Here is a 22031-nt window from a genome sequence, read left to right as displayed (position 1 = left end):
CCCCTCACGCGCTGCGCCCGGTCACACCCTGACCCAGGTGTGCCGGTCGCGTGCCATCGCGTGCAGGGCCTCCACGTCCGCCGGCTTGAGGACCCCGCCCAGGCGGGCGAGGCCGGACAGGTCGGTGTCCGTCAGCACCCGGACCTCCCGCAGCGGGGCCGTGACCTCCAGACGGGCGGGGTCCGTCACCGCCAGGACCGGATGCACCTCGGCGGTGAGGGCGTACGACGCCCGGTCCGCGTCGGCTCGCACCCGGCGCAGCAGCGGACGGGGCTCGCCACGGCCCACCGTCACCACCGGGTCGGCCACGAGGACCCGCTGTCTGCGGGCGTTCAGCGCGTGGACGACGAAGAGGCCGCCGGGGCCGATCACCAGATGGTGGACGCGGTCCCCGCCGGGCAGCGGCACGGAGTGCAGGGTGCGCCAGCCCGCGCCCTCCAGCTGGTCCAGCGCCTCCCCCACCGTCTGCTCGGCGGCGAGCGCCCGCCGACGGGGGTCGGGGCGCAGCCGGTGCGCCGACCCCGGGTCGCGGTCCAGGGCGATCAGCAGTGCCTCGCCGGGCCGGTTCGGCGCCAGGTCGTCGTCCGGGTGGAGGGAGAGCCGTGCCAGCTCGGCGGGGGTGGGGACGGGCGGCGGCCCCACGGTGACCGGGCCGGTCAGATACGGTCGGAGCGCGTCCAGGACGTCTTGCCGCCGGTCCTCGCCGAGCACGTTGACGCGGCCCGTCTCACGGTCGTACCAGGCCAGGTTCCTGCCGTGAGCGTCGCACACGTACAGGCGTTCCTGGCCGTGTCGCCAGGTCGGTATGACGCGCAGTCCGTCCATGCACCATCACCCCATGACCATGGGAACAGGCGGGGTGCTCCAGGGGCAAGAACCCGGTTACCTTTGTGAGCAGTTGGGGACTCGGTGGGAGGCGCAGTTGCGGACCCGCAGAATGCAACCCGAGATTCCCGCGCCGGACGTCCCGTGGAGTGAGATCGTGCCCGGCCTGTGGATGGGCGGGCACGAGTTCGCGGGACGTTCCGGGCAGCGGGAATTCGCTGTCGTGAGCGATGAGTTCGATCTGGTGCTGAGCCTGCTGCGGCTGCCCGGATACGGGCCGGACGAGGGGGTCGAGCACCATGTGTGGCCCGTTCCGGACGGGCCGCTGGACGGGACGCAGATCGCGGGCGTGATGCGGCTCGCACGGGCGGCCGACGACGCCCTGGAGGACGGCCGGAGGGTTCTCGTCCGTTGTTACCACGGGTACAACCGTTCGGGGCTGGTCGTCGCCCAGGCGCTGATCCGGGCTGGTCACACCGCCGACGAGGCGATCCGGATGATCCGCGCCCGCCGTGGCCCCTGGGCGCTGCACAACGAGCTGTTCGTGGAGTACCTGCGGGCCGGTCTGGACACGGCCCGTCTGCTGGAGGAACTCGCGGAGTGAGGCCACCGCCGGCACGACATGTACCGGAACGGCCCGATTGACCCCCTATAACGGGACATGCCACTCGCGCGCTTGCTACGTTCCGCACATGATCGAGCCCGGAACGCGAGGAGCGGAGACGGCACAGAGGGCCCAGCCGATAGCGGAACCCCTCGCTCCCGTCGCATTGCGTCTGCCCCGGCGCCGTGGCATCGAGTGCGCCCTCATCGTCCTCGCCGTCCTGCTCTCCGTGTACGGCTACTGCGCCGTCGGTCTCGCCGACCACGGCAGCGTGCCGCCCGGAACCGTGCGCTACGGCGCCGGGCTCGGCCTGCTCGCGCTGCTCGCGCACGGCGCGGTGCGGCTGCGTGCCCCGTACGCCGATCCGCTGCTGCTGCCGATCGCCGTCCTGCTCAACGGCGTGGGCCTGGTGCTGATCTACCGCCTCGATCTGGCGACCCCCGGCGACCGGGCCGCCCCCACCCAGCTGTACTGGTCGACGGTGGGCGTGGCCCTGTTCATCGCCGTGGTCCTGCTGCTGCCCCACCACCGGGTGCTCCAGCGCTACACCTATGTCTGGGTGGTCGCCGCGCTGCTGCTGCTCATCCTGCCGATCTTCTTCCCGGCGGTGAACGGCGCCCGGATCTGGCTCAGGGTCGCCGGGTTCTCCATCCAGCCCGGGGAGTTCGCGAAGGTACTGCTGGCGGTGTTCTTCGCGGGGTATCTGGCCGCCAACCGCCATGCGCTGGTGTCGACGGCCGGCCGTGCGGGGCGGCTGCGGCTGCCCGCGGGGCGTGTGCTCGGCCCGGTCGTCGCGGTCTGGCTGCTGAGTGTCGGCGTGCTGGTCCTGGAGCGCGACCTCGGTACCTCACTGCTGTTCTTCGGTCTGTTCGTGGTGCTGCTGTACGTCGCCACGGGCCGTACCGGCTGGATCGCCGTGGGTCTGGTGCTCGCCGTCCTCGGGGCGCTCGCGGTCGGCCGGCTGGAGCCGCATGTGCACGGCAGGGTCGCCGACTGGCTGCACCCCTTCGCGTCGATCGAGGCCGGGCAGGGCGCGGGCCAGCTCGCGCAGTCCCTGTTCGCGTTCGCCGCCGGCGGCGCGCTCGGCACCGGGCTCGGGCTCGGCCACTCGGTGCTCATCGGTTTCGCCGTCAAGTCGGACTTCATCCTGGCCACGGCGGGCGAGGAACTGGGCCTCGCGGGTCTGTCCGCGCTCTTCCTGGTCTACGCGCTGCTGGTGGAGCGCGGCTACCGGGCGGGCCTCGCGCTGCGCGACCCGTTCGGGCGCCTGCTGGCCATCGGGCTGGCGTCGATCGTCGCGCTCCAGGTGTTCGTGATCGCGGGCGGGGTGACGGGGCTGATCCCGCTCACCGGCATGGCGATGCCCTTCCTGGCCCAGGGCGGCTCCTCGGTCGTGACGAACTGGATCATCGTGGCGCTGCTGATCCGGATCAGTGACTCGGCGCGCGGCCAGCACGACGGGGCGGCGCTGCCATGAGCCTCCCGCCGGATCTCGGCGTCGCCCGGCACGGGGAGATCCCCACCATCCGCCGCGCGGCGGCCCTGTGCGCGGTGCTGCTGGTCGCGCTGCTGGCGAACGCGACCCGGGTGCAGATCTTCGAGTCCGCGCGGTACGGCGACAACCCCGCCAACCACCGGCAGGCGATCGACCGCTACGGCCGGCCGCGCGGCGACATCATGGTGGACGGACGGCCGGTGACCGGCTCCCGGGACACCGGCGGGACCTTCCGCTACGAGCGCACCTACACGGACGGCCCGCTGTACGCGCCGGTCACCGGCTTCGCGTCGCAGCGGTACGGGACGACGCTGCTGGAGAACGCGCAGGACCCGGTGCTGGCGGGCACCGATCCGACGCTCTCGCTGTTCCCCCTGTGGAACGACCTCGTGCACAAGCGCCCGGCGGGCGGCCGGGTCGTCACCACCCTCAACGACGCGGCGCAGCGGGCCGCCTACCGGTACCTGGCCGGGCGCACGGGCGCGGTGGCCGCGATCGAGCCGTCCACCGGGCGGATCCTGGCGCTGGTCTCGGCGCCGTCGTACGACCCCGGGGAGCTGTCGGGGGTCTCGGCGTCCACCGCCCGGGCCTGGGCGCGGCTGACCGGGGACGCGGCGCAGCCCATGCTGAACCGGGCGATCCGGCAGACGTACCCGCCCGGCTCCACCTTCAAGGTGGTGACGGCCGCGGCGGCGCTGGACTCGGGACTGGTGTGGGACCCCGACGATTCGACGCCGTCCCCGGACCCCTACCTCCTGCCGGGCACGACGACCTGGCTGAGCAATGAGACGGACGGCTGCACGAACGCGTCCCTGCGCTATGCCTTCGAGTGGTCGTGCAACACGGTGTTCGCGAAGATGGGCGTGGCGGTGGGGCTGCGGACGATGGCGGCGACCGCGGAGGGCTTCGGCTTCAACGACCCCGGGCTGCGTGTGCCGTTCGCGGTGGCGTCGAGCACGTTCGACCGGAAGCTGGACCAGGCGCAGCTGGCGATGTCCTCGATCGGGCAGTTCGACACGAGGGCGACTCCACTGCAGATGGCGATGGTCGCGGCGGCGGTGGCGGGCGGGGGTTCGGTGCAGGCGCCGTATCTCGTGGAGAGGACGACGACGAGCGCCGGCACGACGGTCGGCACGACCGGGCCGCACACCCGGTACCGGGCGATGAGCCCGGCGACGGCGGCGCTGCTGCGGCAGATGATGACGGACGTGGTGCAGGAGGGCACGGGCCGGAGCGCGGCGATCCCCGGCGCCTTGGTGGGCGGCAAGACGGGCACGGCCCAGCACGGTGTCGGCAACTCCGGCAAGCCCTATGCCTGGTTCATCTCCTGGGCGCAGCCGGACGGCTCGGCGGAGCCGGCGGTGGCGGTCGCGGTGGTGGTGGAGGACGCGGCGGCCGAACGCGGGGAGATCAGCGGCGGCGGGAACGCGGCGCCGGTCGCGAGGGCGGTGATGGAAGCGGTGCTGGACTCCCGGCCGGGCTACGGGCCGAACTCACGGCCGGGGTCCGGGCCCGCCTCACGCCCGCGCTCCGGGGCGGATGCGGACGCGCGGACGTCACCCGGGGGCAACGCCCTTTCCCCTACGGCCCGTTGAGCGGGCGCCGGCCGGGTCCGCGGGGCGCCACTCGGGCTCCTCGGGCGTGCGCCGCGCGCGTATCTCCGCCAGCTCCTGCGCGGGGGCGCGGAAGAGCGGGAACCAGCGCTCTCCGAAGGCGTCGCCGAGGGCGAGGCCCGCCAGGCTGCGGCGGGCGGCGGCGCTGTCCGCCATGGGGACCCGGTCTCGAACCGCCACCGTTCAAGCCTCCGTTCACCGGTCACGAGGGAGATGGCCTGGCCGGTCGCGGCGACCGGCACCTCGGCCACCCGCTGATTCTCCTTCGCCGCACGGCGTTCCGCGTCCGGTTTTCGGCCGTCCTGCGGCCCGGCTTCGGCCCCCGTGGTAGACGCGGCGTCAACAAGTGGCGCTCAGGGGATTGACGCCCTTGCTGACGCGCAGTCTCATAAGACGTGACCGCCGGTAACAGCGGCCCGTACGACGACGTGGTGGGGAACAGCGATGACGACCGTGACCGAAGCCGACGTGCTGCGCGACGCGCTCGGCCTGATCAAGGACCGGGAACAGGTGGCCGAGCGGCTGCTCGCCTCCTCCGCCAAGCACTCCTTCGACCCGGACAGGGAACTGGACTGGGACGCGCCCTTCGAGGACGGCAAGTGGTTCTGGCCCCCGGAGCTGGTGTCGCTGTACGACACTCCGCTGTGGAAGCGCATGGGCGAGGAACAGCGGATCCTGCTCTCCCAGCACGAGGCCGCCTCGCTCGCCTCGCTCGGCATCTGGTTCGAGATCATCCTGATGCAGCTGCTGGTGCGGCACATCTACGACAAGGCGGCCACGAGCGCGCATGTGCGCTACGCGCTGACCGAGATCGAGGACGAGTGCCGGCACTCCAAGATGTTCGCCCGGCTGATCACACACGGCGGCACGCCCTGGTACCCGGTCAGCCGGGTCCACCAGAGCCTGGGCCGCGTCTTCAAGACGATCTCGACGACCCCCGGGTCCTTCACGGCCACGCTCCTCGGCGAGGAGGTCCTGGACTGGATGCAGCGGCTGACCTTCCCCGACGAGCGGGTGCAGCCGCTGATCCGCGGCGTCACACGCATCCATGTCGTGGAGGAGGCCCGGCACGTCCGCTACGCGCGCGAGGAACTGCGCCGCCAGATGCTGACCGCTCCGCGATGGTCGCAGGAGTTCACCCGGGTCACCTCCGGCGAGTTCGCCCGGGTGTTTTCGGTCGCCTTCGTGAACCCCGAGGTGTACGCGAACGTGGGTCTGGACAAGCGGGAGGCCGTGGCCCAGGTGCGGGCCAGCGGCCACCGCCGGGAGGTCATGCGGACCGGCGCACAGCGGCTGACCGGCTTCCTCGACGACATCGGGGTGCTACGGGGAGTCGGCCGGCGGCTCTGGCGGTCCTCGGGACTGCTGGCTTGAGCACGGCGTACGGGCGGGCGACAACCGGACGGCCGCTCCCCCGGCCGCTGCCCCTACCCGCGGCGTCCCGATTACGCTGCGGGACATGACCTCCGAGGCCCCGACCCGCGCGTACCGCAGGCTCAGCGTCGAAGAGCGCCGGACCCAGCTCCTCGACGCCGCGCTGTCCCTGTTCGCGCACCGCGCGCCCGAGGAGGTCTCGCTGGACGACGTGGCGGAGGCGGCCGGGGTCTCCCGCCCGCTGGTGTACCGCTACTTCCCGGGCGGCAAGCAGCAGCTCTACGAGGCCGCGCTGCGCTCCGCGGCCGAGGAGCTTCAGCAGTGCTTCGCCGAGCCCCAGGAGGGGCCGCTCACCCGGCGCCTGGGCCGTGCCCTGGACCGTTACCTGGCCTTCGTCGGCCGGCACGACGCCGGGTTCAGCGCCCTGTTGCAGGGCGGCAGCGTCGTCGAGACGTCCCGCACCTCCGCCATCGTGGACGGGGTACGACGGGCCGCCGCCGAGCACATCCTCAGCCATGTCGGCGCCGAGGAGCCGGGACCGCGGCTGCGGATGACCGTGCGGATGTGGATCACCACCGTCGAGGCCGCCTCGCTGATCTGGCTCGACGAGGACAAGCAGCCGCCGGCCGACGAGCTGAGGGACTGGCTCGTGGAGCAGTTCGTGGCGTGCCTCGCGGCGACGGCGGGACGCGACGCGCAGACCGCCGCCGTGGTACGGGCCGCGCTGGCCCTGGAGAGCGCCGAGGGGCCGGTCGGCGCCCTGGTCCGCCGCGTCCTGCCGGTGCTCCGCGACGCGGGCCACCTGCTGTGACGCGGTGCCGTGTGACCCGGTCCGCCGACGGGCGGAGGACACTGGTGCCGTGAAGAGCCAAGACACCCCGTTCGTGGGCGGCCCCCTGGACGGGCGCGTCCTTCCGGTCCTGCTCGGCCTGACCGGCCACCCGCCGAAGACGTACCGCGTCCCGGTACCGGACGCGGACGGCGGACCGCCCACCGTCCTCGTCTACCGTCGCGTTCCGGCGGGGCCTCCCGGCAGATTCGGGCTCCATCCCGGCTGGAAGTACGCGTACGACCCCGAGGGGGACCTCGGCGGACGTCAGCAGCAGTGGCCGTGGCCTAAGCCGCGCACGAAGGCGCGCGGCACGGCGCACGGCGACGGTCCGGACGCCACCGCCGGGTGACCTCACTGGGCCGGCCGGACCACTGGGCGCGCGCCCGCCCAGCCCGCGCCCCATGCTTCCGGTGCGAGGGGAAGACCACCCGCACCGGAGGTGATCACATGGCAGAGCGGGTGCTCCGCCTGGTGTGCGCGGCGGCGGTGACGGCCTCGGCCCTGCTCGCCCCCACGCCCGCGGCGGGGGCCTCGGACCCGTCCCCCGACTCCCGCCGGAGCCCGGACGCGGACCGTACGCTCTCCGATCTGCTGACGGACCTCCGGGGGACCTACCACCGAGTGGAACAGGCGACCGAGACCTACGACGTCACCGCCGAGCAGCTGAAGAAGCGGCAGGCCGAGGCCGCACGGCTGGACGGACAGCTCACCCGGGCCCGGCTCGCCCTGGCGGACAGCCGTCGCGCGGCCGGACTGCTGGCCCGGCAGCAGTACCGCAACAGCATGGAGATCTCCTCGTACATGCGCCTGCTGATGGCCCGGGATCCGCAGTCGACCCTCGACCAGGGACATGTGATCGCGCAGTTGGCCCAGGAATGGGCGGAGCGGGTGCGCGCCATGACCGACGCGGAGAAACGCGCCGCCGAACGGGCCCGCGCGGCGCACAAGGCCCTCGACGCCCAGCGCGCCCTGACCGAACGGCAGCGGAAGGAACGCGACACCGTCGGACGCCGGCTGAACGACATCGAGAACCGCCTCGCCGCACTGAGCCCCGACCAGCTCGCCACGCTCACTGACTACGAGCGTGCCCTGACCGAGGCCGCGCGGCAGCGATAACCGCGGCATCGAGCGTCTGAGTGCCAGGGAACCCCAACGGCCCCGGCAGAGCAGCCGGGGCCGTCCGGGAGAAGTCGGTCGTGGCAAGCGGTCGGAAGCCGGTCAGGCCCCGGCGACCGAGGCCAGGTACTTCTCCGTCTTCTCCGGGTCGTAGAAGAAGTTCTCGAAGTCGGCGGGGTTGTTGAAGCCGTTGGCGAAGCGGTCGGCCACCGGGGGGAGGGAGCCCGCCGCGCCGATCAGGTTCAGGACGTGCTCCGGCGGCACGCCGAGCATGGCGTTCGTCCACTTGGTGACGTGCTGGGCCACGTCCCAGTAGCGGTCGAACGTCGCCTGCATCCAGGCCTCGTCGAACTCCTTCTCGCCGTGTTCGAGGATCGAGGCGAGATAGCTCGCGGCGCACTTGGACGCCGAGTTGGAGCCCTGGCCGGTGATCGGGTCGTTCGCGACGACCACGTCCGCCACGCCCAGGACCAGGCCGCCGCCGGGGAGGCGGCCGATCGGGTTGCGGACGGTGGGCGCGTAGCGGCCCGACAGAGTGCCGTTCGCGTCGGTCAGCTCGACCTTGGTGGCCCGCGCGTACTCCCAGGGGGTGAAGCGCTCCATGAGTTCCAGGGTCAGGGCGAGGTGCTCGGAGGGGTCCTTGACGCCCTTGAAGACGTCGAGCGGGCCGCCGGGGATGCCCTCCCAGAACAGGATGTCGGCGCGGCCGGAGGTGGTCAGGGTCGGCATGACGAACAGTTCGCCGACGCCCGGCACCAGGTTGCAGCGCACCGCGTCGTAGTCCGGGTGCTCCGGGCGGGGGCCCAGGCCGTGGACGTAGGCGACCGCGAGGGCGCGCTGCGGCTCGCTGTACGGGGAGCGCGAGGCGTCGCGGCCGAACATGGAGACCAGTTCGCCCTTGCCCGCGGACACGAGCACCAGGTCGTAGGCGCGGGAGAAGTAGTCGAGGTCGGAGACCGCCGCGCCGTGGATGACCAGCTGTCCGCCGCGCTGCGCGAACGTCTCCATCCAGCCGGCCATCTTCACGCGCTGGTCCACCGACTGCGCGTAGCCGTCGAGCTTGCCCACCCAGTCGATGACACGCTGCGACTCCGGACCCGCCACGGAGACACCGAGCCCCTGGATCTTCGGGGCCTGGGACTCCCAGAAGTTCAGCTGCAGATCGCGCTCGTACTGAAGCGCCGTGTGGAACATGCACTGCGTCGACATGACCCGGCCGGTGCGGATCTCGTCCGCGGTCCGATTGGACATCAGGGTGACCTCGTACCCGTTCGACTGGAGGCCGAGGGCGAGCTGGAGTCCGGACTGGCCGGCTCCGACGACGAGTATCTTCCGCATGCGGGTGGTGCTCCTATCGGGACGAGGGGGAGTCTTATGGATCAGCGCGACACCGCGTAGATCCATATGACGCTCCCTCACTCGGGGGTGACGTCGAGCGCGTGGCCGACCAGGGCCAGGAGGGTCTCGATCGCAGAGATCCGGCGCCGCGCGTCCATGATCATGACAGGTATATGTGGGGGGATCGTGAGGGCGTCGCGCACATCCTCGGGCTCGAACCGCTCGCTGCCGTCGAAGTGGTTGACCGCGACCACGTAGGGCAGGCCGCTGCTCTCGAAGTAGTCGAGCGCCGGGAAGCAGTCCGCGAGCCGGCGCGTGTCGGCCAGCACCACCGCGCCGATCGCGCCGCGCACCAGGTCGTCCCACATGAACCAGAACCGCTGCTGGCCCGGCGTGCCGAAGAGGTAGAGCACCAGGTCGTCGTCGAGGGTGATGCGGCCGAAGTCCATCGCCACCGTGGTGGTGAGCTTCTCCGGCGTCTCGGTGAGGTCGTCGGTCTCCTGGCTGGCCTCGGTCATCAGCGCCTCCGTCTGGAGGGGCGTGATCTCCGAGACGGTGGTCACCAGGGTGGTCTTGCCGACGCCGAAGCCGCCCGCCACCACGATCTTCGTGGCGATCGGGGCGCGCGTGCGGTCCGTCTGCCAGGCCTGGAGGTGCTCCTGCTCGTCGAGGTCGACGGGGAGCGGTGAGACGCCCGGGGAGGCGTCAGAGACGACGGAGTCCACTCAGCACCCTTTCCAGCAGAGCGCGGTCAGGCTGTCCGGGGCCGTGACCGGTTCCGTACACACGGATCTTTCCCTGGTCCGCGAGGTCGCTGAGGAGCACGCGGACCACCCCGAGCGGCATCTTCAGCAGAGCCGCGATCTCGGCCACCGTGCGCATACGGCGGCAGAGTTCGACGATGGCCCGCATCTCGGGCATCACTCGGGTGGCCAGTGAACCATTGGTCAGTTCACGGCGTTCTTCGGGGGCCTCCAGAGCCGCCACGAAGGTCTCGACCAGCAGCACATGCCCGAAGCGGGTACGGCCGCCGGTGAGCGAATAGGGGCGTACGCGGGCGGGTTTGCGGTCGCCGCCGCGCACAGGAAGCTTATTCGGTGTACTGCTCATCGGGCGCTCCCAGCCGACTCGGCCTCTAGGGACTTGCGCAGTTCGCTGCGGAGTTCCGGCGTCAGGACGTGTCCGGCACGGCCGACGAAGAGCGCCATGTGGTACGCCACCACGCTCATGTCGCAGTCCGCGGAGCCATGCACGCCGAGCAGCGAGCCGTCGCTGATGGACATCACGAAGAGGCTGCCCTCGTCCATGGCGACCATGGTGTGCCGGACCCCGCCGACGTCCATCAGCTTCGCGGCGCCGATGGTGAGGCTGCCGATGCCGGAGACGACGGTGGCGAGGTCGGCGGACGACCCCTTCGGGCCGCCGGGTTTGTCCGCCTGGCCCGCGCGGGCCTCTGCGTGGCGGCCGGGGTCGGACGAGAGGAGCAGCAGGCCGTCGGAGGAGACCACCGCGACCGACAGCAGTCCGGGCACCTCCTCGACGAGGTTCGTCAGCAGCCAGTGCAGGTTGCGGGCCTCACTGCTCAGTCCGAAGGTACTGGGCGCGGTCAACTGCTTGCCTCCTCGACTGTGCCCCCCGATGGATCAACGTCCGGTGTGGTTCCGGGTGTTGCGTTCTGAGGTGGTGCTGCGGGGCGCTGCGCGGGCGCCCTGTTCTCGCTCGTCTTCTCGGCGATCTCCGCCTCGACGTGCCGGTAGCCCTGCGCGGCGCCGCGGTGGAATCCGCCGAGCCTGCGGCGCAGCGCCTCGGCGTCCACCCCGCCGGCGCGCGGGCGGGGCGCCGGGGCGGGCGCGGAGATCTTCGGGGTGCGCTTGGGCAGGCCCTTGGCGGTGAGCCGGGGAGCCTCCGGGGCCACGGGGTCCTGGGGGGCGGGGGCCGCCGCGGGCTCTCCCTCGTCGACGGTGCGTTCGTGGGTGTCGGGCCCGATGGCGTACGGGTCCCCGGCCGCGTCGGGCGCGGACCCGGGCTGCTCCGCGCGGGGCAACGGAAGCAGCAACTCCATCGTGGTCTCGACGAGGGTCTCCGGGGGCGGGCCCGCGGATTCCCGGGCCGCGGATCCCCGGGCCACGACGGCGGACTCCTGCGCGGGCCGGTCGTTCCCTGCGGCTTCCGCGCCCCATGCGGCCTCTTGGCTTCGTACGGCTTCCGCGCTCCGTACGGCCTCTTCGCTTCGTACGAAGCCTTCGCCGGGTACGGCCTCTTCGTCCCCTGCGGCCTGCACGGCCTGTTCCGCCGCCGCGATCAGCGGGTCCTCGTCGCCCTGCGGCTCCCGGACGGTGATCCGGGTGCGGCCGGTGAGGACGTTGGAGTTGGCCTCCGCGTCGGCGCCGGGCAGGGACACGGCGGCCGCGCCGCCCGCCACCGGGCTCGCGCCCGCCGTGGGTACGGCGGCCGCCGGGGCCGCGGAGAGCAGGGTCTTCGGCAGGACGACGACCACCGCGACACCGCCGTGCTTCTGCTCCCGCAGCTGGACGCGGACACCGTGCCGGTGGGCGAGGCGGGCCACCACGTACAGGCCGAGCCCGAGGCCCTCGCCGCCCTCCTGGTCGTACGGCTCGGTCGGGTCGAAGTCGGCGAGCCGGGCGTTGAGCCGGCTCATCCGCTCGCCGGCCATGCCGATGCCCTCGTCCTGGACGGAGAGCATCACCTCGCCGTTCTCCAGCAGCCAGCCGGAGATCTCGACGGTGACGTCCGGCGGCGAGAAGGAGGCGGCGTTCTCCAGCAGTTCGGCCACCAGGTGCGAGAGGTCGTCGGCGACGAAGCCCGCGACATGCGCGTGCGGCGGCAGCGCGGCGATCCGGACGCGTTCGTACCGCTCGATCTCGCTGACCGCGGCCCGCACCACATCCACCAGCGGCACCGGTCCGGCGTGCTGCTGGACGTGCTCGGCGCCGGCGAGGACCAGGAGGTTCTCGCTGTGGCGGCGCATCACCGTGGCGAAGTGGTCGAGCCGGAAGAGGGTGGCGAGCCGCTCGGGGTCCTGCTCGCGCTCCTCCAGGCCCTCGATGACGGTCAGCTGCCGCTCGACCAGGCCGAGCGTGCGCAGCGCGAGGTTGACGAAGGTGGAGTTGATGGTGTGCCGGACCTGCTCCAGGTGCCCTGAGGCCTCGTCGAGTTCGGCGCGCAGCGCGGCGCGCTCGTCGGCCATGGTCTGGCGCTGGCCGACCAGGTGCTTGCGGTCGGCCTCCAGGGTCCCGAGGCGCTCCTGAAGGGCGACGGCGTGCGCGTGCAGGGCGTTGACGGAACGGACGACCTGGGCGAACTCGTCGTTGCGTCCCGTGAACTTCACCGGCTCCTGGCCGGCCGGGTCGGCGGCCACCCGGGCCGAGCCGAGGCGCAGCACGGCCAGCGGGCGGGTGAGGCTGCGGGCCATGGCCATGGCGATGCCCACGGCGACGAGCATCAGGGCGCCGAGGACGGCGATCCGGATCTCCAGCGCGGTGACGTCGTCGTCGCGCAGCTGCGCCAGGTCCTTGCTCCGGCTCTCGTAGAGCGAGGACTCGACGCCGCGCATCAGGTCGACGCGGGCGGACAGCGCCGCATCGACCTTCTTGGTGCTGAGGGCGAGGTCGCTGTCGGAGAGCGTGGGCTGGTCGGTGAGGTGGGCCAGGTACTTCTCGGCGGAGGTGACCTCCGGGCCGGTGACCGTGGAGTCGTAGGAGGACTTGGCCGCCTGCGTCGCGTTGTCGTGGAAGTCGGCGACGGCGGCGTCGGACCGTACGGCGGCCTGCTGGGCGGCGGCGGTGAGCGCGTCGCGCCGTTTGGTGTCGGCGGTCGAGGAGCCGCTGACGGTGGTCGGCAGTCCGGTGATCGGGCTGATGACGGTCTGGGTGGAGTGCGGGACGTTCAGGGCCGCGAGGAGCAGTCCGCGGGCGGCGGCGGACTGCTGCACGGCGGTGTCCAGCTCGGCGAGCGCGTAGGCGCCGGAGCCCGCGCGGGGCGGGATCTTTCCGGCCAGCTGGTCGGCGAGGGCGTGCAGCTCGGTGATCACGGCGGAGTACGCCCGGTGCACATCGAGAGCACTGCTCTTGCCGACGAGCGCCCCTCTCCGCACGGCGCCGACGTCGTCGAGGTCCTTGCGCAGTGTGGCGGGGAGGTCCTGGTCGGCGCGCAGGTCCTGGATCTCCCGGTCGACACGGGCGCTCTGCTGCTCGGCCGGCGTCTGCGACTTGGGGCGCCCCGCGGCCACATAGGTGGTGACCGCGTCGCGCTCGTCCGCCAGCGCGTGGGCGAGGGTGAGGGCGTCCTGGGTCTGCTGGGCGAGCGTCACGAGGTTCTGGGAGTCGTTCAGCTGCCCGGAGGCGGCGATGACGCTCGGCGCCCCGGCGCCCGCGATCGCGGCGGCGACCACAGCCACCGCGACGATCAGCCGATTACGCACGTGGGCGGTACGGCCGCTGCCCGTGGACTCGGACGAGACACCCCGTTCGGTGGCCGTCTGCTTGCCTGTGCGCCGAGGCCGCGTCTTCTGCACCGGTGCTCGCATTCCTGACTCGTGTACCCATGGCCGGGTGACGGTCCGTCATCGGGGACGTCGACCCGGTACGACGGCTTCCGACCCTCCCAGTGGCGGTGGGCAGAGATCTCACTTCGCCTGACCCGCCACCCGAAGGAGTGAACATCGCCGGGGAGTTGGCGGGCAAGTTCCTGTGGCCCGTGCGAGTGCCCCGTACGGCGGGCCGGTTGGACGTCGGCGGCACGCTTTGGCAGTATGCGCCACCACGCTTCACCGGAGTCGATCATTCCATGTCAAAACAGGCGGCTGACCTGGTCGGTCGCACCGATTCCGCAGCCGTTGCCAGCCTTTCGTGGACCTTGTGAAGGCCTGGTGCAGACTGGCCGAATGCGTATGGAACTGATTTCCGAGCCCGGTGACGCCGCCCGCCCCGACGAGGACTTCGCCGCGCTCTCCGTTCCTGCTTCAGGACAGGGCGGAGCGCTGGTCGTACTGGACGGAGTGACTCCGCCGGAGGGCGACGACGGGTGTCTCCATTCGGTCCACTGGTTCTGCGCGCGGCTCGGCGGGGCGCTGACCGAACTGTCCGTTTCCCGGCGGGATCTGCCCCTGAGGGAGATCCTCGCAGGGGCCCTGCGCCGCACCGCCGAGGTTCACGCGGCCACCTGTGACCTTTCTCACCCGCGCACCCCGCAGGCGACCGTGGTCCTCGCGCGCTGGTCCGAGGCCACGGTGGAGTACCTGGTGCTCTCGGACTCCGTGCTGCTGGCCGAGGCCCCCGACGGCACGGTCACCGCCCTGCTGGACGACCGGCTCGCCCGCGTCCCGCGCGCCGCGCTGGCCTCGGACGCGATCGCGGACGCCACGGTCCGCAACAAGGAGGGCGGCTTCTTCACGGCGGCCGCCGACCCCTCGGTCGCGGCCCGGGCGGTGACGGGCGAGCTTCCGCGCACGGCGGTGCGCACCCTCGTGGCCCTCACGGACGGCGCGACCCGCTGGACGGAGAAGTTCCGCCAGGGCGACTGGACGGACCTGTTCACGCTCGTGCGCAAGGAGGGGGCGGCGGCGCTCGTGGAGCGCGTACGGGCCCTGGAGGACGCCGACCGGGAGCGGCGGGAGCACCTGGGCCGCAGCAAGACGCACGACGACGCGACGGTGGTGTACGTGGGCCTGTGAAGCGGCCCCCGGGGCGCCGCCTACTTCTCCATGCCCCGGTTCAACTGGTTGAGCAGCCGGGCCAGCTCGGCCACCTCGCGCTGGTCCCAGTGGGCGAGCTGGCGCACATAGCGGGCCCGGCGCGCCTCGCGGACCCCCTCGACGCGGCTGCGGCCCTCCTCGGTGAGGTGGACCAGCCAGGCACGGCCGTCGGCGGGGTCGGGCTCCCGGGCGACGAGACCGAGGTCCTCCAGGGCGCGCAGCTGGCGCGACATCGTGGCCTTGCCGACGCCGATGTAGGCGGCGAGTGCCGTGGCGCGCTGGCGGCCGCACTCGTCGAGCCGTACGAGAAGGCCGTAGGCGGCGCTCTCCAGATCCGGGTGGACCTCACGGGCCATCTCCCCCTGGCTGGCGCGGGCGCGCCGCAGGAACACGGTCAGCTCACGCTCCAGCGACAGGAACTCCTGGTCCGCACCGCCGCCCGAGATGCCGGATTCGACCGGCCGCTCCTCGCCGTGTGAGTCCTCGCGCACGTCAGCACCCCTGCCCCGGTTGTCCGATCCTGAAAGTTTCTGCCACATCTCACCCATTGCCGCAGCTCCGCCAGTATTTCGCAGGCGTAGACCAACGGCAGCCTCCGGCCCCCTTCCCGGCCCCCGGTCTCCGTGGTTGTCCTGGCAGGCGATGAAGCGGGCGGGCGCAGGGCGAAGGCCCGGGCCTCCCTCACGAAACCCGGGCCTTCGGTCATCCGGGAGCGTCCGTCACTCCGCCGCCGGAATCTCTGGGTGTCACGCCGCCACCGGAACCTCCGGCGTCGCACCGCTGGTGGCCGGCGCGAGCGCCAGCTCCAGGACCTGACGGACGTCCGCGACGGGGTGGACGTCCAGCTTCTCCAGCACCTCGGCCGGGACATCGTCCAGATCGGCCTCGTTGCGCTTGGGGATGATGACGGTGGTCACGCCCGCCCGGTGCGCGGCGAGCAGCTTCTGCTTCACCCCGCCGATGGGCAGCACACGGCCGGTCAGCGAGACCTCGCCCGTCATCGCCACGTCCGTACGGACCAGACGGCCCGACAGCAGCGAGGCCAGCGCGGTCGTCATCGTGACGCCCGCGCTCGGGCCGTCCTTCGGGACCGCGCCCGCCGGGAAGTGGATGTGCACACCCCGGTCCTTCAGGTCCCCGACGGGCAGCTCCAGTTCGGCGCCGTGGGAGCGCAGGAAGCTCAGCGCGATCTGCGCGGACTCCTTCATCACGTCGCCGAGCTGACCGGTGAGGGTCAGGCCCGCCGCGCCCGTCTCCGGGTCGGCCAGCGACGCCTCGACGAAGAGGACGTCACCGCCCGCGCCGGTGACCGCGAGACCGGTCGCCACGCCCGGGACGGCTGTCCGCCGCTCGGCCGGGTCCTGGGCGGACTCGGGCACATGGTGCGGACGCCCGATCAGCTCACGCAGGTCCTCGTCCCGGACGGTGAGGGGCAGGTCCTTCTCGCCCAGTTCGTGCTGGGCCGCGACCTTGCGGAGCAGCCGGGCGATCGACCGCTCCAGGTTCCGTACGCCCGCCTCGCGGGTGTACTCGCCGGCGAGCTTGCGCAGCGCGTCCTCGTCGATGGTGATCTCGGCCTTGTCCAGGCCCGCCCGCTCCAGCTGACGCGGGAGCAGGTGGTCACGGGCGATGACGACCTTCTCGTCCTCGGTGTAGCCGTCCAGGCGGACGATGTCCATACGGTCGGCCAGCGCCTCGGGGATGGCCTCCAGGACGTTCGCCGTCGCGAGGAAGACCACATCCGACAGATCGAGTTCGACCTCCAGGTAGTGGTCCCGGAAGGTGTGGTTCTGCGCCGGGTCCAGGACCTCCAGCAGGGCGGCTGCCGGGTCGCCCCGGAAGTCCGAGCCCACCTTGTCGATCTCGTCCAGCAGGACGACCGGGTTCATCGAGCCGGCCTCCTTGATCGCGCGGACGATCCGGCCGGGCAGGGCGCCGACGTACGTACGCCGGTGACCGCGGATCTCGGCCTCGTCGCGCACACCGCCGAGGGCGACGCGGACGAACTTGCGTCCCATGGCGTGCGCCACGGACTCGCCGAGGCTGGTCTTGCCCACACCGGGCGGACCGACGAGCGCGAGCACGGCACCGCCGCGCCGCCCGCCGACCACACCGAGGCCCCGGTCGGCGCGGCGCTTGCGCACCGCCAGGTACTCGGTGATCCGCTCCTTCACGTCCTCCAGGCCCGCGTGCTCGGCGTCCAGGACGGCCTTGGCGCCGCGGATGTCGTACGCGTCCTCGGTGCGCTCGTTCCACGGCAGTTCGAGCACGGTGTCGAGCCAGGTGCGGATCCAGGAGCCCTCGGGCGACTGGTCGCTTGACCGCTCCAGCTTGTCGACCTCCTTGAGGGCGGCCTCACGGACCTTCTCGGGCAGGTCGGCGGCCTCCACCCGGGCCCGGTAGTCGTCGGACTCCTCGCCGTCCTTGGCGTCGCCGTTCAGCTCGCGCAGTTCCTTGCGGACGGCCTCCAGCTGACGGCGCAGCAGGAACTCGCGCTGCTGCTTGTCGACGCCTTCCTGAACGTCTTTGGCGATGGTCTCGGCCACGTCCTGCTCGGCGAGATGGTCGCGCAGCTGCTGGGTGGCGAGCTTGAGCCGGGCGACCGGGTCGGCCGTCTCCAGCAGTTCCACCTTCTGCTCGGTGGTCAGGAAAGGTGAGTAACCGGAGTTGTCGGCGAGCGCGGAGACGTCGTCGATGGCCTGGACGCGGTCCACGACCTGCCAGGCGCCGCGCTTCTTCAGCCAGCTGGTGGCGAGTGCCTTGTACTCCTTGACGAGTTCGGTGACATGCCCGGGCTGCGGGTCCGGCACACTCTCGTCGATCCTGGTGCCCTCGACCCACAGCGCCGCACCCGGACCGGTGGTCCCGGCGCCGATCCGCACGCGGCTCCGGCCGCGGATCAGGGCGCCCGGGTCACCGTCGGCGAGCCGGCCGACCTGCTCGACCGTGCCGAGCACACCGGTGGTGGCGTACGTGCCGTCGATCCGGGGCACGAGCAGCACCCTGGGCTTTCCGGGCTCCGACCGGGCGGCCGCCTGAGCCGCTTCCACCGCCGCGCGCACGTCGGAGTCACTCAGGTCCAGCGGAACCACCATGCCGGGCAGCACGACTTCGCCATCGAGCGGCAGTACAGGCAGGGTGAGCGATGTGGGCATCGAAGCCATGATCTCCCCTTCGGCAGTCAACTTGAGCTATGCCGACTCAATGCACGGCACGATCCCATTGTTCCCCCGGGGGCGTTCGCTCTGAGCGATCACGCGATGGCCTGCGACATCTGCGTGGTGGGCGGGGTGACGGGAGTCCGGGCGGGTCAGTTCGTCGGGGGTTCCTGGCCTGCGGGATCGGGGGCGCCGTAGTCCGGACTCGTGGAATCCGGACGCGTGAAGTCCGGACTCGTGAAGTCCGGGCTCGTGAAACCCGGACGCGTGAAACCCGGACGCGTGAAGTCCGGGGACGCGAAAGCCGGGGACGCGAACTCCCCCTCGCCCTCCTCCAGCGCCGCCCGGAGAAACGGCAGGATGCCGCGCTCCAGCAGTGCCGTCCGCCAGGCCTCCCGGGCCCGGGCGACCTCCGACGGCAGCGCGCCGACGGGTCTCGGCTTCTCGCCGGAGGGACCGTTGCGCAGGGCGATGACCAGCAGGCCGATCGCATCGGCCACGATCGCCGCCGCGGTCAGCGCGCCGAAGTACCAGCCGGTGGTCACCAGAGCCCGGGCGAAGGACTGGCCGCCGGCCGCGATCTTCAGGACGTAGCCCACGAGCAGGAAGATCGCCGCGGCGGTACCGGCGAGTACGGGGGCGAGCACCGCGGCCACGGCTACGGCTCCGGATCCGGCGCCCTCCCCCGCCTCGACGGCGACCCGCGGACGCACGGAGTCCGTGGTCGCCACGCCGTTCCCGTCCCCGGGTGCGAGAGCCGGCACCGGATGACGCGCCTCCTCGCGGACGCGGACGTAGTGCTGGTACTCGGTGGCCGCGGCGGCGTTGATCACGAAGGTGGCGTCGAGTGCCATGGCGCGCAGTTGCCCGGAGCCGAACCGGGGCCCCGCGGCGGCCGGCTCCGAACGGTGCGGGGCGGAGCGCAGCGCGTCGTCGAGGACGGCCTCGTAGTCCGGGCGGTCCTCGCTCAGCAGATGCTGCGGCACACCGGCCGTCCTCGGCCAGGGGTACGGCTCGCGCCGCGCGGCGCTCCGGCGCGCCCTCGGCTCCGGCAGGCCGTCCGCCTCCGCCCCCGGGAGCGGACGGCCCGCCGCCCCGGGCGCGGCCCGGTCCGGCTCGCTCGTGGGTGCGGCCGGGGCCGACTGCCGGGCGGGGTTCTCCACGGCCCCCGGGACCTCGGCCGTCGGTCCGCCGACCCGTACTCCCAGGACGGAGGCCAGCACACGCCGGCCGAAGGGCAGACCGCGGCGGGCTGCCACCTCGGCGGGCCCGTGCCCCGCACGGGGCACGCCCAGCACCGACGCGGCGATACGACGGCCGGCGGAGGAGCGCCCGGTCATGGCGTCCCCTCCTCTCCGACGGCCGGCTCACGGTCCAGGGGCTCGTCATGGCCGCCCCGAAGCCGGGACACGGCACCACGGCCGCCACGGCCGCGGGGCGAGGCGTCATGACCGCCACGGCCCCGGGCCGCCCCGTCCGTCGGACCGGCGGGCCGGCCGTTCGGTTGCGGTCGGGCGGCTTCGGTGTCCGGGCGGAGTGGGCCGGGCGGTGCGCCGGGCAGCGGCTGCGGCGGCACGCGCGCCGCCGCGGGCGCCGAGGGTGAGCCGTCGGCCGCGGCGGCAGCGGGTCCGGGCCGGGTCTCGGGATCCGCCGCGGGCGGCGGCCAGGCCGGCGCGACAGGCAGCACGGTGGCGACGTCGCCGGGATCGGCGGCCGCGTCCTGGCCGCCACCGCCGCCGATCGCTTGGCTCACCGCCTGGACACGGGAGAGCTGAGTCAGGATCACCGGAGCCGAGATGCCGACGACGATGGCCGCGTACGGGCCGCTGATCTGTCCCGTCCGGCCGAAGAGCACCGCCAGTCCGGCGCCGATCGTGCTGTGCACAAGAGCCGCGACCACGTCGACGGCGGGGTCGAAGTAGTCCCGGACGCGGGGTGTCGCGCTGTCCTCCCCGGGCGGCAGACGCCGATGGGCGCTCCGGGCCGAACGCCAGTTCACGAACTGGATGTAGAAGTCGAGGACTCCCCGCAGCGCTCCTCCCACCGCTCCCAGCAGGACCAGCGTCGGCACGTCCACGTCTCCCCCGGTGTCCCGGCCCGTCGGGGCTCCGGCGTGTGGAGCCCGCACAGCGAGCGTAGGGCGAGGGACGCGGCGTGAGAAAGACGGCCGGGCCCGGCAGTTGACGCGAAGGGGTCAGCCGTGGGCGCGAGCGCCCTGACGGCCCGTCCACTGCCAATGCCGTACCCACGGCCAGGTCCCGATGCCGATCGCCAGGGACAGCAGATGGCCCCAGTTGCTCAGAGGGTCCGTGAACTGGACCAGATCGTCGAGCAGTATCCCGCCGAACACCGTGAGCACCGTCCATCGAGCCCACGGCGGCAGCAGCCCCGCCAGCGCGCCGAGGCTCGCCGCGACCCCGAAGCTGATGCCGTAGTCGAGGCGGTGCAGCGAACTGTCCGGCAGATGCCCGGCCAGCACCGCCAGGCCGACCGGTATCTCGGTGGCCAGGGTGGCGAGGACATGGCCGAGCAGGAAGACGACGGCGGTGCGCGGGCCGCCGATCCGCCGCTCCAGCGTCGGCAGCACGAGCAGGAAGAGGAGCGCGTACGACGAGGTCAGGCCGCCCGCGATCCACAGCGCGCTGGCGACCAGCACCAGCACCGGACTGCTCACCAGATGGGCGACGTCGGTGCTGGACCCCTGGTAGAGGGTGTGCACCAGGGAGGGGTCGGCACACTCGGCGAACAGGGACGTCACGACGAGGACGGCCGCGTATCCGAGGGTGAACGGAGTGTCCGTGAGGGTCGGCAGGAGTCCCAGGGCCCGCACACCCGGGCGCGCGGCGGGGGCCGCGACGGGTGACGCGGCCAGGGCCACGGGGAGCTGCACGGTGCGCTGGCGCGGCATGCCGTCGAGCAGGGGCGTGGCCGTCCCGGGGGCCGTGACCATGGCGTCAGCCGCCGAGACCGTGCGTTCCAAGGCGGGGGGCTCCTTCCGTTCATGCCCCACCCTTCGGGTCGCCCGGGCCGCTGTCTATGACCGACGCCACCGCGGGTCGGATTCAAAGCAACTTCTCAGGTCTGTTCTGCGTCCGCCGTGCATAAGCGAACATAAGTGCGCATCCGGGACGACACCGGAAAACCCTTCGCCCTCGGAGCCGTACGTCACCACAATGTGACTCATGCCTCATCCGTACGACACCTGCCAGACCCCTGAAGTCCTGGACCGTCGCGAGGGCCCGCACGGTGAGGTCGTGCTGCGCCGCCACGGTGAGCTGCTCCAGATCATCGCCAACGGCTGTTTCCTCATGGACACCTCCGACGGACGCTCGGAGCGGCTGCTCGTGGACGCCGCGCTCCGGGCCCTGGGTGCTCGCCCGGAGCCGAGCCTGCTGATCGGCGGACTGGGCGTCGGCTTCTCGCTCGCGCACGCGGCGGCGGACCCGCGCTGGGCAGCCATCACGGTCGTCGAACGCGAGCGCGCCGTCATCGACTGGCATCTCGACGGCCCCCTGGGCGCGCTGTCCGCACCCGCGCTCGCCGATCCGCGCACCCGCGTCCTGGAGGCCGACCTCGTCGCGCATCTGCGTGAGACTTCCGCCACGTACGACGCCCTGTGCCTCGACATCGACAACGGACCCGGCTGGACGGTCACGGACGACAACGAAAGCCTGTATTCAGCGACCGGACTGGCAAGCTGCGCACAGGTGTTGAGACCCGGCGGGGTACTGGCCGTATGGTCCGCCCAGCCCTCTCCGGATTTTGAAGGAACCCTCTGGAATGCCGGGTTCCGGCAGGTGCATACCGAAGAGGTCCCCGTTGCCCGGGGCGTTCCCGACGTCGTGCACCTGGCTGTCCGACCTGGATAGCCGACCGGCGGTAACTCCCCGTACCCTGCTTCCCTGACGCCGATCATTCAAGCGTCAATCGCAGTCATGGGATCACCCCACGGATTCCGGAAAG

The 22031-nt window shown here is 72.3% G+C and carries 20 protein-coding genes and 1 pseudogene; 9 read left to right on the top strand and 12 right to left on the bottom strand.

Features of this window, described 5'->3' with window-relative positions; genetic code table 11:
• Window positions 1-21: 21 nt before the first annotated feature.
• Window positions 22-825 carry a nuclease-related domain-containing protein gene (locus AB0L95_RS10690; protein ID WP_365160087.1) on the bottom strand — a complete coding sequence of 268 codons (804 nt, stop codon included), beginning with the start codon at window positions 823-825 and terminating at the stop codon, window positions 22-24.
• Between the two features lie 97 nt (window positions 826-922).
• Between AB0L95_RS10690 and AB0L95_RS10685 the strand changes: the two genes are divergently transcribed.
• The 3 genes from AB0L95_RS10685 to AB0L95_RS10675 all read left to right on the top strand — a co-directional run bounded on the left by AB0L95_RS10685 (window position 923) and on the right by AB0L95_RS10675 (window position 4519).
• Window positions 923-1429 (top strand): dual specificity protein phosphatase family protein, encoded by a 507-nt coding sequence (locus AB0L95_RS10685; RefSeq protein WP_365160084.1) that lies wholly within the window; start codon window positions 923-925, stop codon window positions 1427-1429.
• A gap of 88 nt (window positions 1430-1517) precedes the next feature.
• Window positions 1518-2906: an FtsW/RodA/SpoVE family cell cycle protein gene (locus AB0L95_RS10680; RefSeq protein ID WP_365160081.1), complete on the top strand. Its 1389-nt coding sequence runs from the start codon at window positions 1518-1520 to the stop codon at window positions 2904-2906.
• Complete coding sequence (locus tag AB0L95_RS10675) at window positions 2903-4519, top strand: penicillin-binding transpeptidase domain-containing protein (RefSeq protein WP_365160078.1); 1617 nt, start codon at window positions 2903-2905, stop codon at window positions 4517-4519. Before AB0L95_RS10680 ends, AB0L95_RS10675 begins: the two co-directional genes overlap by 4 nt.
• Window positions 4520-4546: 27 nt before the next feature.
• On the opposite strand, the pseudogene AB0L95_RS10670 reads toward AB0L95_RS10675, so the two are convergent.
• A pseudogene (locus tag AB0L95_RS10670) lies at window positions 4547-4693 on the bottom strand (ADP-ribosylglycohydrolase family protein); the annotation flags it as partial.
• Between the two features lie 288 nt (window positions 4694-4981).
• On the opposite strand from AB0L95_RS10670, the gene AB0L95_RS10665 reads away from it, so the two are divergent.
• From AB0L95_RS10665 to AB0L95_RS10650, 4 genes are all read left to right on the top strand, one after another.
• The gene (locus AB0L95_RS10665) at window positions 4982-5911 is read left to right on the top strand and encodes a diiron oxygenase (RefSeq protein WP_365160075.1); all 930 of its coding nucleotides are present in this window, start codon (window positions 4982-4984) and stop codon (window positions 5909-5911) included.
• 85 nt (window positions 5912-5996) lie between these two features.
• On the top strand, window positions 5997-6722 hold the full coding sequence (locus AB0L95_RS10660) for a helix-turn-helix domain-containing protein (protein WP_365160072.1): 726 nt from the start codon (window positions 5997-5999) through the stop codon (window positions 6720-6722).
• Window positions 6723-6771: 49 nt separating this feature from the next.
• Window positions 6772-7092, top strand: coding sequence for a hypothetical protein (locus AB0L95_RS10655; protein WP_365160069.1), 321 nt, complete (start codon window positions 6772-6774; stop codon window positions 7090-7092).
• Between the two features lie 98 nt (window positions 7093-7190).
• Window positions 7191-7859, top strand: a complete 669-nt coding sequence (locus tag AB0L95_RS10650) for a hypothetical protein (protein WP_365160066.1) — start codon at window positions 7191-7193, stop codon at window positions 7857-7859.
• A gap of 102 nt (window positions 7860-7961) precedes the next feature.
• Here the strand turns inward: AB0L95_RS10650 and AB0L95_RS10645 are convergent, their stop codons facing one another.
• From AB0L95_RS10645 to AB0L95_RS10625, 5 genes are all read right to left on the bottom strand, one after another.
• The gene (locus AB0L95_RS10645) at window positions 7962-9197 is read right to left on the bottom strand and encodes a styrene monooxygenase/indole monooxygenase family protein (protein ID WP_365160063.1); all 1236 of its coding nucleotides are present in this window, start codon (window positions 9195-9197) and stop codon (window positions 7962-7964) included.
• A gap of 77 nt (window positions 9198-9274) precedes the next feature.
• The gene (locus AB0L95_RS10640; RefSeq protein ID WP_365160060.1) at window positions 9275-9922 is read right to left on the bottom strand and encodes an ATP/GTP-binding protein; all 648 of its coding nucleotides are present in this window, start codon (window positions 9920-9922) and stop codon (window positions 9275-9277) included.
• Window positions 9903-10307, bottom strand: a complete 405-nt coding sequence (locus tag AB0L95_RS10635) for a DUF742 domain-containing protein (protein WP_365160058.1) — start codon at window positions 10305-10307, stop codon at window positions 9903-9905. The genes AB0L95_RS10640 and AB0L95_RS10635 overlap by 20 nt, the downstream gene beginning before the upstream one ends.
• The gene (locus AB0L95_RS10630; protein ID WP_365160055.1) at window positions 10304-10807 is read right to left on the bottom strand and encodes a roadblock/LC7 domain-containing protein; all 504 of its coding nucleotides are present in this window, start codon (window positions 10805-10807) and stop codon (window positions 10304-10306) included. Before AB0L95_RS10630 ends, AB0L95_RS10635 begins: the two co-directional genes overlap by 4 nt.
• Entirely contained in the window at window positions 10804-13731 is a 2928-nt protein-coding gene (locus AB0L95_RS10625; RefSeq protein ID WP_365160052.1) for a nitrate- and nitrite sensing domain-containing protein, read from the bottom strand. Before AB0L95_RS10625 ends, AB0L95_RS10630 begins: the two co-directional genes overlap by 4 nt.
• A gap of 369 nt (window positions 13732-14100) precedes the next feature.
• Here AB0L95_RS10625 and AB0L95_RS10620 point away from each other — a divergent pair, with 369 nt between their 5' ends.
• Window positions 14101-14889: a protein phosphatase 2C domain-containing protein gene (locus tag AB0L95_RS10620; protein WP_365160049.1), complete on the top strand. Its 789-nt coding sequence runs from the start codon at window positions 14101-14103 to the stop codon at window positions 14887-14889.
• 20 nt (window positions 14890-14909) lie between these two features.
• On the opposite strand, the gene AB0L95_RS10615 is transcribed toward AB0L95_RS10620, so the two are convergent.
• From AB0L95_RS10615 to AB0L95_RS10595, 5 genes are all read right to left on the bottom strand, one after another.
• A complete protein-coding gene (locus AB0L95_RS10615) occupies window positions 14910-15401 on the bottom strand; it encodes a MarR family transcriptional regulator (protein WP_365160046.1) in 492 nt (163 codons plus the stop codon).
• Window positions 15402-15656: 255 nt separating this feature from the next.
• The gene (gene lon / locus AB0L95_RS10610) at window positions 15657-18074 is read right to left on the bottom strand and encodes an endopeptidase La (protein ID WP_365160043.1); all 2418 of its coding nucleotides are present in this window, start codon (window positions 18072-18074) and stop codon (window positions 15657-15659) included.
• Window positions 18075-18220: 146 nt separating this feature from the next.
• Window positions 18221-19408, bottom strand: a complete 1188-nt coding sequence (locus tag AB0L95_RS10605; protein ID WP_365160040.1) for a hypothetical protein — start codon at window positions 19406-19408, stop codon at window positions 18221-18223.
• A complete protein-coding gene (locus tag AB0L95_RS10600) occupies window positions 19405-20145 on the bottom strand; it encodes a hypothetical protein (protein ID WP_365160037.1) in 741 nt (246 codons plus the stop codon). Before AB0L95_RS10600 ends, AB0L95_RS10605 begins: the two co-directional genes overlap by 4 nt.
• Window positions 20146-20262: 117 nt before the next feature.
• On the bottom strand, window positions 20263-21048 hold the full coding sequence (locus AB0L95_RS10595) for a rhomboid-like protein (RefSeq protein ID WP_365160034.1): 786 nt from the start codon (window positions 21046-21048) through the stop codon (window positions 20263-20265).
• Between the two features lie 202 nt (window positions 21049-21250).
• On the opposite strand from AB0L95_RS10595, the gene AB0L95_RS10590 reads away from it, so the two are divergent.
• Window positions 21251-21937 carry a spermidine synthase gene (locus AB0L95_RS10590; protein WP_365160031.1) on the top strand — a complete coding sequence of 229 codons (687 nt, stop codon included), beginning with the start codon at window positions 21251-21253 and terminating at the stop codon, window positions 21935-21937.
• The last annotated feature ends 94 nt before the right edge of the window (window positions 21938-22031 follow it).

Source organism: Streptomyces sp. NPDC052036 (assembly GCF_040680495.1).
GTDB lineage: Bacteria > Actinomycetota > Actinomycetes > Streptomycetales > Streptomycetaceae > Streptomyces.
The sequence above is the reverse complement of the archived record's forward strand: the minus strand, read 5'-3'. Positions and strand labels throughout refer to the sequence as shown.

Coding starts and splice junctions, on each gene's coding strand:
- AB0L95_RS10660 (WP_365160072.1), top strand. CDS start 5,997: ATGACCTCCGAGGCCCCGACCCGCGCGTACCGCAGGCTCAGCGTCGAA.
- AB0L95_RS10635 (WP_365160058.1), bottom strand. CDS start 10,307: ATGAGCAGTACACCGAATAAGCTTCCTGTGCGCGGCGGCGACCGCAAA.
- AB0L95_RS10680 (WP_365160081.1), top strand. CDS start 1,518: ATGATCGAGCCCGGAACGCGAGGAGCGGAGACGGCACAGAGGGCCCAG.
- AB0L95_RS10690 (WP_365160087.1), bottom strand. CDS start 825: ATGGACGGACTGCGCGTCATACCGACCTGGCGACACGGCCAGGAACGC.
- lon (WP_365160043.1), bottom strand. CDS start 18,074: ATGGCTTCGATGCCCACATCGCTCACCCTGCCTGTACTGCCGCTCGAT.
- AB0L95_RS10620 (WP_365160049.1), top strand. CDS start 14,101: ATGCGTATGGAACTGATTTCCGAGCCCGGTGACGCCGCCCGCCCCGAC.
- AB0L95_RS10665 (WP_365160075.1), top strand. CDS start 4,982: ATGACGACCGTGACCGAAGCCGACGTGCTGCGCGACGCGCTCGGCCTG.
- AB0L95_RS10675 (WP_365160078.1), top strand. CDS start 2,903: ATGAGCCTCCCGCCGGATCTCGGCGTCGCCCGGCACGGGGAGATCCCC.
- AB0L95_RS10645 (WP_365160063.1), bottom strand. CDS start 9,197: ATGCGGAAGATACTCGTCGTCGGAGCCGGCCAGTCCGGACTCCAGCTC.
- AB0L95_RS10605 (WP_365160040.1), bottom strand. CDS start 19,408: ATGACCGGGCGCTCCTCCGCCGGCCGTCGTATCGCCGCGTCGGTGCTG.
- AB0L95_RS10590 (WP_365160031.1), top strand. CDS start 21,251: ATGCCTCATCCGTACGACACCTGCCAGACCCCTGAAGTCCTGGACCGT.
- AB0L95_RS10650 (WP_365160066.1), top strand. CDS start 7,191: ATGGCAGAGCGGGTGCTCCGCCTGGTGTGCGCGGCGGCGGTGACGGCC.